Consider the following 12,034-nt stretch of genomic DNA (forward strand, 5'->3'; position numbering starts at 1 on the left):
CGCTTCGCTAGCCTCAGCAGCGCGTCATGATCCCCCGCTCGCCTGCCGCCGGCTCGCTTCAGGCTGCCATTCGGATCGGCGCCGGTTGGTTCTGGCTCTACTTCGCATCCCGAGCCTGGAATGGCGTGGGTTGGATGCAGCCGCTCTATCTGGCGGTGCTGGTCAACCTGGCTTGCGTGGTGGGAGGATCGGGAGCGCTGGCCGGCGAACGGCTGAAGGGCGTCCCCCGCTGGCTCCGTAGCTGAGCCGCGCTTGCCCTGGCAGCCAGGGGTCCACACCGGCCTCCGGCGCCGAAATCGTCCGCGACTGGCAAATCGACCTTGCAGTCGATCTGAGGCTGCCTACGTCACGCTGGGCTGGACGCTCGACCTGGCGGTGCGAGCCTGGCGCACGATTTCGGCGGTCTGCGCCAGGTGGCCCTCGTCATGGCTCAGGCTGGCGAGAAAGCGATCAAACGCGTTCCGACCACTGCTCTCCGGCCGGGATTTGTATTCGTTGAGCAAATCGGGCGCATCCGGCCACGCGTCAAGCATTGACTGGCGCATACGGCGGCTCTCCGTCAGGCGCTGACGAAGAAACTGGGCAGTGGTCGCCTTCTCGCAGGGCACCTCTGACCGGGACCGGGCGCCGAGCGCAATCTCGACTCCCCGCGCCAGCTCCAGCGCCTGGGCGCTGCCCTCTTCCGAAGACGCCGTGGCGTGGACGATGACATGGCCCAGAGTCCAGGCGAGATTTCTCTCGCTCTCCGCCGCGGCGAAGGTGTCGTCGGCCTGGGGGTCGTTCGGAACGAACACAACGTCCTCGTCCTGCACCTCGGCGATCAGCTGCAGCTGCTGGTCGACGATCTCATCGGTCAGCTGCTTCAAGTCGTTCCGGTCGAGCCCCTGGCTCAGCTCCCGGAGAGTCTTCTCCTTGCGGCGATAGGGTCCAAAATCGATCATTCATCACCCAACCGCTCGGCTGCCGCGTTCCATTCCGGCTCGACCAGTCCCAGCCAGCTCGCCCGGTATTATGTCGGGCTGTCCGACCAGGGCCCGTGGCGCAGTTGGGAGCGCGTCTGAATGGCATTCAGAAGGTCAGGGGTTCGAATCCCCTCGGGTCCACCACTGTCATGTCTCAGGAGACAGTGGACCGCTGTCTCAATTGATTGGCGACCACTTTAGGGCTGGTCGAGGGCTGGTAGCTGCGACTCGGGTCGAGGACGAGCTCACGCAAGAGGGATCCGTCGTCGCTGCAGATGCGGACGTAGGGGCCGGCGATGAAGAGGAGGACAGATGTCCGACTGTGGGCTCTGCCGACATAGATATGACGGAGCTGGCTGAGGAAGCGCAAGCTGACCTTGCCGTCGGCGTCGACACGGTCACGTCGGATGCGGTAGTCAGTAGTCGAGCCGGGTTGCGAGGGGCCGGCTTTGATTCGGGCGTGGAAGGCTTGCAGTGGAGACTTGCCTTCGAGGGCGCGGTGTGGCCGCTGCTGGTTGTAGTAGGTGCGGAAGCCGTCGAGTTGGAGCTGGAGGATGGCCACCGAGCTGGCCGGCGACTGCTTGTCCAAGAACCTTTTCAGGGTCTGGTGGAGACGCTCGACCTTGCCGCAGGTCTGAGGGTGATAGGGAGTTGAGTGCTTGGCCTGTACGCCCAAGAGCTCCAGCTGCGATTCAAGGACCACTTTGCCGCGGCGGGAGTTGGCGGTGAAGACGGCGCCATTGTCAGTGAGCAATGACTCCGGTAGGCCATAGTCATCGGCGGCGGCGAGGAAGCTTCGGAGCACATCGGCGGCTTTGAATCGGGGCAGAACATGGGAGGCGACAAGCAGCCGGGAGTGGTCATCGATCAGGTTCAGGATCTCGACCTGGGCGCCGTCGGCCAGGTTCCAGAGGGTAAGGTCGCCCTGCCAGAGCTGATTGGGGAGGTCCGCCTCAAACCGATTGAAGGATGCCTTGGGACGCTTGTGGGGTTGGGGGATGATGAGCCCTTGGCGCTTGAGGACACGCCAGACGGTGGCGCGCGAAGGCAGCTGGGGGAAGCGTTCGGCGAGGTGATGGAGGATGGTCTGGGGGCCGGCGTCGAAGCCGGCGCGGGTCAGCTCCCCTCGGAGCTCGAGGATTGCGGCCTCGAGTGCAGGATCGACCTGGTGTGGACATGACTTGGGCCGATGCGAGCGCGGCTCGATGGCGGCCAGGCCACCCCGTCTATAGCGGGCGAGAAGGCGGAACAGCCAACTCCGTGAGATGGGGTGGCTTCTGGCCAGCTGGTTTGGGCTTTGGCCCCCGAACACGACCGCCTCGACCAGATAGCGCCCCATTTCCATACCGCCACCTCCTGTGGCGGTCCACTATCACCCGAGACATGCGCAGGCGACCCAGTCGCTTATCTACTGAACTCACACACCCGCGCCGGCACCTTCCCATTCGAGTGAGCCGCTCACAGCCTGCTCAGGGGAACCGATTCTCGCGGTGGCTCTTGAACTTCATCAGGACCTCAGTCATCCGCCTCCTGGTTAGCTCACAATCGACAGTCTCGCCGCGACCATGGTGCTAACCCAGCCCGCACTGATACGAGGCGCCTACTGGCGCCAACGCGCGGGAGCTCTGACTAGCCTCGATCTGCAGCAAGGGTTGCGCCAGACTTTTTCAGCGCTGCGACGCGACGCGTATCTGCGCGGCATGGTCGTGACAGTGGTCGGCATAGATACGTAGCCAGTCCTCCACGCCGTACGAGCCGAGTTCGGTATGAGTACCTTTGCGGGCCCAGTCCGCCAGCGCGATGCGCTCCAGATGCCCTCCCTTCGACGTGAGACGCCGCAACGCAACAATTGCGTCATGAGCATGCCCTCTGCGATCGCGGTCGGTACCGAGGTCGCGCTGCTCAAGAATTTGCACCTGTCAGACGGCAGTAGGGCCCAGTTGGCCATCCGGGAGGGCAGGTTTAGGTCAGGGCCGGCCCCCGCCGATGGCTTAGTGCTTGACTGCGCCGGGTACCTGGCGCTGCCCGCTTTCATAGACACCCACATGCACCTCGACAAGGCGCTGATCCGGAGCCAATTGGCGGACCACGACGGCACCCTCTCGGGCGCCATAGCTGCCAGCCATGAGCGAAAACGGCGCTACACAGAGGACGACGTTCGCGAGCGCGCCGCAGAGGTCATCCGCAGCCACGTTCGCCATGGCACCACGCGGATCCGCTCCCACGTCGACGTCGACACCATCGGAGGGCTGATTCCCCTGTCTGGGGTGATGCTCGCGGCTCAGGACTGCCGTCACCTGGCGGAGGTGCGCACCATCGCATTCCCCCAGGAAGGCATCCTCAGCGATCCCGGGGCCGCCCGGCTGATGCGTTCAGCGCTGGAGATGGGTTGCGATCTGATCGGCGGGATGCCTCACTGGGAGCGGACGCCAGAGGACCAGTTGGAGCACGTCAGGTTCTGCTTTGACCTGGCGCAGGAGTTCGATCGCGATCTCGATCTGCACGTCGACGAGACTGACGACGGCGCTGTCCGCACGCTGGAGATGGTCGCCGACGAAGCACTCGCCAGAGGTTGGCTGGGCCGGGTCACGGCTGGGCACGTCTGCTCCCTGTCGGCGGCGGATGAGGGGTACGTGAAGCGGGTCATCGAAAAGTGCCGGCAGGCGAGGATGACGATCGTCTCGAACCCGGTGACCAACCTCATGATTCAAGGACGTGCAGATCGGGGTCTGGTCCGCCGGGGGACCACCCGCATCAGGGAGCTGCGGGGGGCGGGGGTCAACCTCTGCTTTGGCCAGGATTGCGTTCAGGATGGCTTCTATCCGTTCGGGCGGGGCGACATGCTGGAAGTGGCTTTGATCTCGGCCCATGCCGCCCAGTTGGGCACCTCTCAAGAGCTCGACTTCGCCCTCCGAGCCGTCAGCGAGAACGCGGCCCGCGCCTGGCGGCTCGACGCCTACGGGATTCAGGAGGGCGCGCGCGCCGACCTGGTCATCTACGCTGCCAGCAGTTGGGGGGAGGCGTTGACGCTCCAGCCGCGGCCGGAGGTCGTTCTCTTCAATGGTCGTGTGGTAGCTACCAACCACCTTGCCTCCGCATTGGCCTGAGCCAAGCCCGGGACGAGTGCCCGCCGCGCTGCCCACACACCCGCTTCGACTCTCGGCCTGAGGGACAGCAAGAAGGGCGGGGAGACCTGTCCAAGTCGGCCCCCCGCCCTCCCGGTTTGGCTCAGCCGGACTCAGGCGGTCTGCTCAATCGTTGTCGTGCCCGGGCTTGCTGATCGCTCTAGTCATTACCGCCTTGCTGGTTGTTCTGGTCGCCGCCGTCGCCGCTGTCGCCCTGATCATCGCCCGAGGGCTCGCCTGTCGCTACGAAGAGCAGGCCGGTTGGGTTGATAAAGCCAGTGACGACCGGGCTCAGGTTGCCGGTGCGCGTATCGAGCGTGCCCACGACGCCGCCAACTGGTGATCCCTTGGGAGCTTCCGAGTACGTCTGACCGCTGTGGAAACCGCCGTCCTTGGTCAGCTTGTAGATGGTGTTGGTGTCATGGTCCACCACGAGCAGGAACCCCTGACGGGACTTCACAGCCGCACTGTCGTCCAGTTCTTCAGCAGCGCCGGCCGCCTTGACGCTGACCACCTCGTTCCGCTGCGATTGACTGCCGGGATGCTTGATGAAGATGACCTGGCGGTCAGCCTGAGCGGTCAAGGCGAGATTACCGCCAGACGTGATCCAGAGAGAATCGGGATCGCTCAGCGCCAGATTTGTGGTCTTGCCGGAGCTGCGATCGATGGCCGTCGAATCGTCATAGAGGATGGGCTCCAGACCGACTACGCCACCTGCCAGGCCGGTCACGCGCTGGACGGCCGGCACGTGGGCTCCCGCAGTCGTGGGGTTGGAAGCAACTATGAAGGTGCCCTGCCGCGTGAACGCGATGTCGTCGTAACCGCCGCCGTGCGGGGTAGGCGCGGGAAAGCTGTAGTCGGTTTTGTTGCCCGTCTTGGGGTCGATGATGGTCAGAGCTGGATTCGCATCCTCGTTGCGCGTCGCCCAAAGCTTGCCGGTGAAGGGGTCCAGACGCAGTCCGTCGTTCTTGCCAGCCACAGTCCAGGTTCGGGTCACCTTCCCGTCCATCCCGTACTGCACAATCGTGCTCGTACCGGCGGAGCCGTCAGGCGGGGTGGCGTTCTGGTAGCCGACGAAGATGTGGCCGCCGCCCGAGGTCACCGAGTCAGGATTGAACGAACGACCTCCGGTTGCAAACGTGGTCAGGTCGTAGCCGGGAGCAGCCACCGGACCGGCTGCGGCACCGGTCCGACTCGTGCCCAGCGCGAGAAGAACCGCCACAAGCCCAACCACTACGGAACGGAGCGCCACCGATGTGAGCATCGCCATACCTCCTTCACAGGCCTTCCCGAAAGGTGGGGCGGGCGGCCAACTGCTTCAAGTTCCCCTGATGCAGCCTGCTCGCAAGTCCCTTAGGGGCGGGTTAAGGCGACGCTAACGATCCTCCCGGGGGCGCCCGACCCTGGCGGGCACCATGTTGTGGTGAGGTTATTCGCCAGGCAGCGTCGCCGCGGGCCGGCGCTGAGCCCCTTCGCCTGAGGAGCGGGCCGCGCCCTGTGACCCCGCCAGTGATCGCGGCCAGGTGACCGACATGCTGGCACCGCCGGCTGCTGAAGTGCCGATAGCCCAGCGACCGTTGGTGGCGTGCACAACTGCGTCGGCGATGGCCAAACCCAGACCGGCTCCCCCCGGCTGCTCGGTCGCGCGGCGGAAGCGATCGAAGATGTGCACGCGCTCGCCGGCAGGGATGCCAGGTCCGGAATCGTCCACGCTGACACGCACTCGGTTTCCGTCGGCGCCCACCGCCACCGTCACCTTCCCGTTTTGGTTGGAGTACTTACAGGCGTTGTCGAGCAGGATGCCGAGAAGGCGGTCGAGCCATTCAGGCGGTGCGTTGATCACCGCCGATTCAGCGCCTGGATGCAGCGAGAGTGTGAGCCCGCGAGCTTCTGCCCTCGCGGCGAAGCGAGCAGTTGCCTGCTCCGCGAGCACGCCCAGGTCAACCGGTTCGGCATTCGGCTGGCCGCGGGTGGCGTCGAAGCGAGCCAGCCAGAGCAGGTCTTCCACCAAGTGCCGGATCCGCTGGCTCTCGACGTGGACGCGTTCGAATCCCGTGCGGTACCAGGCAGGATCTCGGTCGCGGGAGAGCGCCAGCGTGGTGGTGGCCTCGATGACGGAGAGCGGCGTGCGCAGCTCGTGAGAGGCGTCGGCTGTGAACTCCATCTGGCGGCGGCGGGCCATCTCGATAGGCGCCCCCACGCGGCGGCCGATCGTCAGCGCGCCGAGAAAGACCACCAAAAGCAAGATGGGCCCCACTATCGCCTCCGCCAGGATCAGCTCACTCCTCGCCTGCTCAACGCTGTTCATCGACATCCCGGCGACGACGTAGTCAGCTCCGATCGAGGTGCCTGCGACGCGAATTGACGATCCGCCGACCGTGATCGTCTGGGGATCTCGCACTCCCTTGTATTGGTTCGGGAGGTCGGCGGTTGCATCGGAGTTGGTGACTGTGCCGTCGCTGTGAATGGTCCAGGTCAGCACAGGGGGTCCGAAACGGTCGCCTCCGGGGGGAACGCCCGCGGGGGGGTGGAACCCGCCTTGGTCGCCGCGTGGCTCGTTGGCGAGGTGGGCAAGTGACGCCTGCAGCTGCTGGTCGACCTGCGCTGTCAGGTTGCGTTGGACTATCAGCACCACTCCCGCTGCGATGCCCAGGTAAACCAATGCCACTATCGCAGTGGTGATGAGCGCGACCCGGGCGGATAGGACCGCGACCCGCGAAAGGCCTAGAGCGCGCCACGGTTTCATGCCTCCTCCAGCCGGTAGCCGGCGCCCCTCACGGTCACTATGCGGACGCCGGCCTCGGACAGCTTTCCGCGCATCCGGCTGAGCTGTACGTCGATGGCGTTGGAGCCCAGCGGCTCCGTCTCGTCCTGCCAGGCGTGTTCAGCAATGAGCTTGCGGGTGACGACTGCTGGGGAGCGGCGCATGAGGAGTTCCAGGATGTTGTACTCGGTCAGCGTGAGATTGAGCGGCGGCCCCCCGTCCAGGCTCACCTGCCGCCGAGCGGGATCAAGGGACAGGCGTCCCCGCACCACCTGGGCCCCGTCGATTCCCCGCGGCCGCCGCTGCAGCGCCCGGATCCGCGCCACCAGCTCACCAAAGTCGAAGGGCTTGACCAGGTAGTCGTCAGCGCCCGCGTCCAGGCCGAAGATGCGATCGGCTGCCGTATCTCGCGCCGTCAACATGAGGATGCCGGTGGGGCGATGGTGCCGCCGGAGCCAGGCCACGACGTCCACGCCGGGCAGTCCAGGCATACGCCAGTCCAGCACCGCCACGTCATAGTCGTAGAACCTCAGCTGTTCGACGGCGTCGTCACCACGAGCCACAGCGTCCACCTGGTAGCCCGCCTCCTGCAGGCCCTCGACCAGGACCTCCCGCAGCCCCGGGTCATCCTCAGCGACCAGAACCCGCATGCTTTCAGGCCTTCCGGCCGGGCCCGGCTGTCTTCACCCCAGCCTGTAGCCGCAGAGCCTGCACCGGGCAGGCCGCCACCGCTCGTTTGGCGTGATCGCGCAGGTGATAGGGCACGTGACCCCCTCCGAGCAGGGGGTAGCCCCAGTCGTCGAGGTCGATCAGCTCGGGCAGCAGCTCAGCGCAGAGACCGTGCCCATCGCAGCGGATACGGTCGACGCTGATGACGTCAGGCACCATGTTCAGGCCGCCTTCCGCAGCAGGTTGCCATGCTTGCAGCGCCGCTGCCATTGGTGGGCGGCAAACTCGGCGCCGAACACACTCAGGGCGCTCTGCAGCAGGCCGCCTGCGCCGTCCGGATGCCTACAGGCTCCGCGTCCGGCCAGCTGCCCGCACCAACGGTTGAGCCGATCCAGGTCGTCACGAAACGCCGCACCGGTAGCCAACCTGGTGGTGGCCTCGGCCACCGCTGCCAGACCGAAGACGCAGGGCCCGCACTGACCTGAGCTGGCCGCGGCCATGTAGCGAAGGATCCGAGCGGTTGCGGTAACCCCGCAGACTTCGCGGGGGAGGAACCCCACGACGCCGCAGCCGAAGGCGAGGCCGGCAGCTCGCATGGCGGCTGGATCGAGCGCGGCGTGCCAGGCTTCCTCGATCGGCGCCCAGGCACCGAAATAGCCGCCCACCAGAACCGCTTCCAGGGGCTCTCGGAGATGTCCGGCCGCGGCGGCCACCTCGCCGACAGTGGTGCCGAGCTCGATCTCGCGAACCCCCGGGTAGGGAACGGGACCCGAGACGGTCACCAGGGCCGAGCCCGCTGTGGAGCCCCGGCCGGCCGCCCGATACCAGTCATCGCCAAAGCGTGCGATCAGTGCCGTCAGGGCCAGGCTCTCGACGTTTTGCACCAGCGTGGCGCGGCCGCCGACGCCCGCCTGGAACGGGCGAGGTGGGGTGGTGGTCGGCCGGGCGTCGGCCTCGTTCACATAGTGGACGGCAGCTGTCTCCTCACCGCTCACGTAGCCGACGGGTGCCTGGACCAAGTGAGCCCTGCGCCCGAACTCGCGCCTGCGTTCTCCCAGGGCGCGGTCGAGAGCGGCGGCCGCTGTGTGATGCTCCTCCCCCACGTAGAGAACTATCCTGTCCGCGCCGACCGCATCGGCGGCCAGCAGCGCACCGTCGAGGACTAAGTGCGGGCGGGCTGCCATCAAGGTTCGGTCCTTAGCGCTCAGCGGTTCGCCCTCCGCGCCGTTGGCCAGCACCACCGCGTGACCGCGGGCCCGCTCAGCCACCGTGCGCCACTTGCGCCCAACCGGGAACCCGGCGCCACCCCGGCCCTGGAGTCCGCTGGCTTCCACCGTTGCGACGAGCTCCAGGCGGTCCCGCCGGGCGGGCAGTAAGCCCAGGCGGCCATGGTGTGCAGCCAGGCTCTCAGCGCCGGCGGCGAATGGCGGACCGTCCAGCAACCCCGGCTTGCGGTGGAGCATCAGCGTCCCTGCCTCGTGGCGGCAGCCCTGGCGTCGTGGAGGTCCCCCCAGTCGGGTACTGAGACGTCCGCCGCCACGGGCTTCAGCGGGGCCGGCTGCAGGAGCAGGCGCAGCGCAACCGCCAGCAGAACTGTGCCCAGACAGGCCAGCTCGATCGTGAACAGCCAGGGACTGAAGCTGTCGGAGCCGGTGCCGAGCCCATGTGCCAGGGCGAGCGGCCAGCAGGCATAAGCCAACCAGTGGATGAGCCGCCAGGTTCGGTGTCCTATCACCCCGCGAATCAGGCTGGTCAGCAAAGCGGCGACCAAGAGGTCCACGGCGATGACGCCGAGACCCAGCCAGAACGTCCTGTAGGACGACGAGAAGGGGATCAGCGCCGCACCCCAGCCCAGCGAGGTGTACGGGTCCACCACTGCGGTGACGATGTGCAGGCTGAGGAACGTGACGGCAAGCAGCGCCAGGTTGCGATGGAAGGCGACGGTGAGAAATCGCGGCCAGGCACTCGTCCGCCAGCGCAGGGCGGCGAGAATACCCAGCGTCACGACGCCCGTCAGAAGCAGGAGGGAGACTGCCCCCGCGCCCCGCGCGGCATACCAGAGCACCGTATCGGTCACTTCGGCTTCCTGCCTTCCAAATGTTCGCCGACTTCGCGGGCCGGTTCGACGGAGCCGGAATCCAATTCCACCGGCCAGCGGCCGCCGTATGCCACCCGGCCGTCGAGGGCTACGAGCCGGGCGTCCAGGCCGGTCGCCTCGAGCCACTCGAGCGCCTGCTCACCCCTGACGACGGCCGCTGTGGCAGCGATGTTGGCGTCGACGCAGGTGGCGGCGGCAACTGTCACAGTGCGCCAGGCGGCGCGTGCCGGCAGGCCGGTGGCGGGATCCACGATGTGGTGCATCTCCTCGCTGCCACGTTGCCAGCGACGCACGGTGATGCTCGAGGTGGCGAGGCCGCCAGAGGTGATCCGGATGGTTTGCCCCTCGCCGTCGGGCGGGACTGTTGAGTCCTCCGCGACCAGCACGCGCCAGCCGCCCTTCGGCGGTTCGCCGGCGACTGCGATATCACCGCCGAGGCTGAGCAGTACGCCGCCGCGGCCGGCTGCCTTCATCGCCTCCGCCGCACCCAGGTCGGCGGCCAGCGCTTTGCCCGTCGAACCCAGGTCGAGCTCCACGCCCATCGGCATCGAGAGGAGTCGCGAGATCGGGTTGAGCTTCACCAGCTGCCAGCCTGGGATCCGCTCAGCTGTCAGCTTCAGGGGACCGCGTTGCTCGGCGATGAGCGAGAAGTCCCTCTCGTAGCCAATCTGGCGAATCGCCCGCCCCACTGTGGGATCGACTGCGCCGCCGCTCAGACGGCTGCCTCGGAGGGCTTCTCCGATTGCCTGCGCGAGCAGGGGGCTGACGCGCATCCGCCTCCCAGCCTGCGCGTTGAGCCGGCTCAGCTCGCTGTCCGGTCGGAACCTGCTGTAAGTGGCGTCGACAGCGGCCAGAACCTCTCTCACCGCGAGCGCCGCCGGCTCGGCGGCCTCGGCATGCGTGACCACCAGCAGAACGTTGGAGCCCAGCGCTCGCCAGCTGCGCGGCGTGACGCTCACCTGGATCCGCCGGTGGTGGCGTGGCCGCTGCCCGACGAGCCACTCGCCGGCGGCTGAGGTGTCGGCTGCAGGCTCCCGCTGCCGGGTGAGTTGGGGTCGGCGGTGGGCGCGCTCGAGTCGGTTGGCTGAGGGGTGGGGTCGGCGCTCGGCTGTGCGGCAGGTGCTCCGCTGGGAGTGGTCGCCGTCGTCTTGCTGGTACCGGGGTAGGTTGCTGCCGCCAGCGTCGCCAGGGCGACGGTGGCCGCGAACGCGCCGACCACTGTGCCGACGGTGAGGCGGCGCAGCCTTCGAAACGCTCTCTCGCGTGTGTCAGGGGAGAGTCGCCGTGGCGGTGTCATGGGCCAATCCTCGCACTCCTCACCTTTCGGGTTCGTTACGAGGTTTGTCTGGCCCGCCCGAAGTCGCCGCCGGCCGCGAAGGCGATGGCCCTCTAGTCGGCGGCCGAGCTGGCCGGCTGCCAGGTGCCGGCCGGCGCAGCGGCGGCCCGGCGGCGGGCGAAGACGTCCTCGCTGACCAGAAACCCAAGGAAGATGAGCAGGACGCCCAGGAGCTCGCCCAGGAAGAACGCCCAGGTGATGCCAAAGCGGTCGAGCCCGCTCGTGATGCCCGGCACCGCCGCCCCCAGCGCAATGCACAGCGTGGCCGGGACACGCGAGTTGACCCTGCCGCGCAGGATGGCTGGGACCGCGCCCGGCAGCGAGGCGAACAGGTTGACCAGCACCGCCACAAAGCCGTAGATCTGCCTCAGCACCGGCGCCAGCCGGCGAGCTCTGAGCACCTTGTGCTTGGGCATGTAGATGTAGAACGAGAACTTGGCGCCGAGGACCAGACAGAGGACGCCCAGGATGTTGAAGGGCCCGGTCACCACGCGCACGGCCGGCGGAAACGCCGACCCCACCGGGACGTGGTTGTGGGGGTCGACAGCGAAGCCCTGGCCGCTGAGCGGGACCGTCAGGACCAGAGCTGCCCCGGCGATCGATGCAGCCAGCAGGAACAGCATGAGCACGTGGCCCGACAGCCCCCGCGGCGTGGCCCAGATCATCGCCAGTGAGGTCGCAGCGGCGCCGGCAAAAGCCACCCAGGCGGTGGGTCCGGAGCCGGGGTAGAGGGGGGAGAAAGCGAGCATGAGAAGGCCTCCGATCAGGACTGAGACTGCCGCCACATAGCCGAAGCGGGTCTTGCTCAAGAGGTAGACGGTCCCCGCGCCGAGATAGGCGGCGACATATAGGGCGCCGATCAGGTACCAGAGCCGGTAGAGAAGCGGGTTCCAGCCGAAAGCGCTGCCGAGCGCCTCCGTGCCGGCGGCGATGCCGTACCAGAGCAGGCCGACCGCCCAGACGAGTTGAAAGGAGCGCCGGCGGCGCGCCCACTGTTGCAGCACCAGTCCAGCGAAGACGAAGCTGACAAGACTGGAGAGGGACGGCAGCAGCACATTCATTGCGCTCACTGCTGCAAAG

Annotated in this window: 14 protein-coding genes and 1 tRNA gene; 3 read left to right on the forward strand and 12 right to left on the reverse strand. The window is 67.2% G+C overall.

Going from position 1 to position 12,034, the window contains the following annotated elements; genetic code table 11:
- Positions 1 to 26 precede the first annotated feature (26 nt).
- On the forward strand, positions 27 to 245 hold the full coding sequence (locus tag ACR2MZ_RS10920; protein WP_434005069.1) for a hypothetical protein: 219 nt from the start codon (positions 27 to 29) through the stop codon (positions 243 to 245).
- A gap of 96 nt (positions 246 to 341) precedes the next feature.
- On the opposite strand, the gene ACR2MZ_RS10925 is transcribed toward ACR2MZ_RS10920, so the two are convergent.
- Complete coding sequence (locus ACR2MZ_RS10925; RefSeq protein ID WP_434005070.1) at positions 342 to 941, reverse strand: DinB family protein; 600 nt, start codon at positions 939 to 941, stop codon at positions 342 to 344.
- Between the two features lie 89 nt (positions 942 to 1,030).
- On the opposite strand from ACR2MZ_RS10925, the gene ACR2MZ_RS10930 reads away from it, so the two are divergent.
- A tRNA-Ala gene (locus ACR2MZ_RS10930) sits at positions 1,031 to 1,106 on the forward strand.
- 10 nt (positions 1,107 to 1,116) lie between these two features.
- Here the strand turns inward: ACR2MZ_RS10930 and ACR2MZ_RS10935 are convergent.
- Together ACR2MZ_RS10935 and ACR2MZ_RS10940 are read right to left on the reverse strand one after the other, a co-directional pair.
- On the reverse strand, positions 1,117 to 2,307 hold the full coding sequence (locus ACR2MZ_RS10935; protein ID WP_434005071.1) for an IS481 family transposase: 1,191 nt from the start codon (positions 2,305 to 2,307) through the stop codon (positions 1,117 to 1,119).
- A gap of 322 nt (positions 2,308 to 2,629) precedes the next feature.
- Entirely contained in the window at positions 2,630 to 2,878 is a 249-nt protein-coding gene (locus tag ACR2MZ_RS10940; RefSeq protein WP_434005072.1) for a DinB family protein, read from the reverse strand.
- Between the two features lie 78 nt (positions 2,879 to 2,956).
- On the opposite strand from ACR2MZ_RS10940, the gene ACR2MZ_RS10945 reads away from it, so the two are divergent.
- Entirely contained in the window at positions 2,957 to 4,069 is a 1,113-nt protein-coding gene (locus ACR2MZ_RS10945) for an amidohydrolase family protein (RefSeq protein ID WP_434005073.1), read from the forward strand.
- Between the two features lie 178 nt (positions 4,070 to 4,247).
- Here ACR2MZ_RS10945 and ACR2MZ_RS10950 read toward each other — a convergent pair whose 3' ends face one another.
- The 9 genes from ACR2MZ_RS10950 to ACR2MZ_RS10990 form a co-directional block, all read right to left on the reverse strand.
- Positions 4,248 to 5,339, reverse strand: a complete 1,092-nt coding sequence (locus tag ACR2MZ_RS10950; RefSeq protein ID WP_434005074.1) for a hypothetical protein — start codon at positions 5,337 to 5,339, stop codon at positions 4,248 to 4,250.
- Positions 5,340 to 5,516: 177 nt separating this feature from the next.
- Positions 5,517 to 6,833, reverse strand: a complete 1,317-nt coding sequence (locus tag ACR2MZ_RS10955; protein WP_434005075.1) for a sensor histidine kinase — start codon at positions 6,831 to 6,833, stop codon at positions 5,517 to 5,519.
- Positions 6,830 to 7,501 (reverse strand): response regulator transcription factor, encoded by a 672-nt coding sequence (locus ACR2MZ_RS10960; RefSeq protein WP_434005076.1) that lies wholly within the window; start codon positions 7,499 to 7,501, stop codon positions 6,830 to 6,832. The genes ACR2MZ_RS10955 and ACR2MZ_RS10960 overlap by 4 nt, the downstream gene beginning before the upstream one ends.
- A gap of 4 nt (positions 7,502 to 7,505) precedes the next feature.
- Positions 7,506 to 7,736 (reverse strand): ferredoxin, encoded by a 231-nt coding sequence (locus ACR2MZ_RS10965; protein ID WP_434005077.1) that lies wholly within the window; start codon positions 7,734 to 7,736, stop codon positions 7,506 to 7,508.
- A gap of 5 nt (positions 7,737 to 7,741) precedes the next feature.
- Complete coding sequence (locus tag ACR2MZ_RS10970; protein ID WP_434005078.1) at positions 7,742 to 8,983, reverse strand: NADH-ubiquinone oxidoreductase-F iron-sulfur binding region domain-containing protein; 1,242 nt, start codon at positions 8,981 to 8,983, stop codon at positions 7,742 to 7,744.
- Positions 8,983 to 9,597, reverse strand: a complete 615-nt coding sequence (locus tag ACR2MZ_RS10975) for a ferric reductase-like transmembrane domain-containing protein (RefSeq protein ID WP_434005079.1) — start codon at positions 9,595 to 9,597, stop codon at positions 8,983 to 8,985. The genes ACR2MZ_RS10970 and ACR2MZ_RS10975 overlap by 1 nt, the downstream gene beginning before the upstream one ends.
- A complete protein-coding gene (locus tag ACR2MZ_RS10980; RefSeq protein WP_434005080.1) occupies positions 9,594 to 10,577 on the reverse strand; it encodes an FAD:protein FMN transferase in 984 nt (327 codons plus the stop codon). The genes ACR2MZ_RS10975 and ACR2MZ_RS10980 overlap by 4 nt, the downstream gene beginning before the upstream one ends.
- Positions 10,574 to 10,915: a hypothetical protein gene (locus ACR2MZ_RS10985; RefSeq protein ID WP_434005081.1), complete on the reverse strand. Its 342-nt coding sequence runs from the start codon at positions 10,913 to 10,915 to the stop codon at positions 10,574 to 10,576. The genes ACR2MZ_RS10980 and ACR2MZ_RS10985 overlap by 4 nt, the downstream gene beginning before the upstream one ends.
- Before the next feature lie 92 nt (positions 10,916 to 11,007).
- Positions 11,008 to 12,015 carry a hypothetical protein gene (locus ACR2MZ_RS10990; protein ID WP_434005082.1) on the reverse strand — a complete coding sequence of 336 codons (1,008 nt, stop codon included), beginning with the start codon at positions 12,013 to 12,015 and terminating at the stop codon, positions 11,008 to 11,010.
- Positions 12,016 to 12,034: the final 19 nt, after the last annotated feature.

The organism is Candidatus Dormiibacter sp. (genome assembly GCF_050999135.1).
Taxonomy (GTDB): Bacteria; Chloroflexota; Dormibacteria; order Dormibacterales; family Dormibacteraceae; genus Dormiibacter; species Dormiibacter spiritus.

Excerpts from the sequence above, each read along its gene's own strand:
- ACR2MZ_RS10955 (WP_434005075.1), bottom strand. The coding sequence starts at position 6,833 with ATGAAACCGTGGCGCGCTCTAGGCCTTTCGCGGGTCGCGGTCCTATCC.
- ACR2MZ_RS10970 (WP_434005078.1), bottom strand. The coding sequence starts at position 8,983 with ATGCTCCACCGCAAGCCGGGGTTGCTGGACGGTCCGCCATTCGCCGCC.
- ACR2MZ_RS10960 (WP_434005076.1), bottom strand. The coding sequence starts at position 7,501 with ATGCGGGTTCTGGTCGCTGAGGATGACCCGGGGCTGCGGGAGGTCCTG.
- ACR2MZ_RS10990 (WP_434005082.1), bottom strand. The coding sequence starts at position 12,015 with ATGAATGTGCTGCTGCCGTCCCTCTCCAGTCTTGTCAGCTTCGTCTTC.
- ACR2MZ_RS10935 (WP_434005071.1), bottom strand. The coding sequence starts at position 2,307 with ATGGAAATGGGGCGCTATCTGGTCGAGGCGGTCGTGTTCGGGGGCCAA.
- ACR2MZ_RS10985 (WP_434005081.1), bottom strand. The coding sequence starts at position 10,915 with ATGACACCGCCACGGCGACTCTCCCCTGACACACGCGAGAGAGCGTTT.
- ACR2MZ_RS10925 (WP_434005070.1), bottom strand. The coding sequence starts at position 941 with ATGATCGATTTTGGACCCTATCGCCGCAAGGAGAAGACTCTCCGGGAG.
- ACR2MZ_RS10920 (WP_434005069.1), top strand. The coding sequence starts at position 27 with ATGATCCCCCGCTCGCCTGCCGCCGGCTCGCTTCAGGCTGCCATTCGG.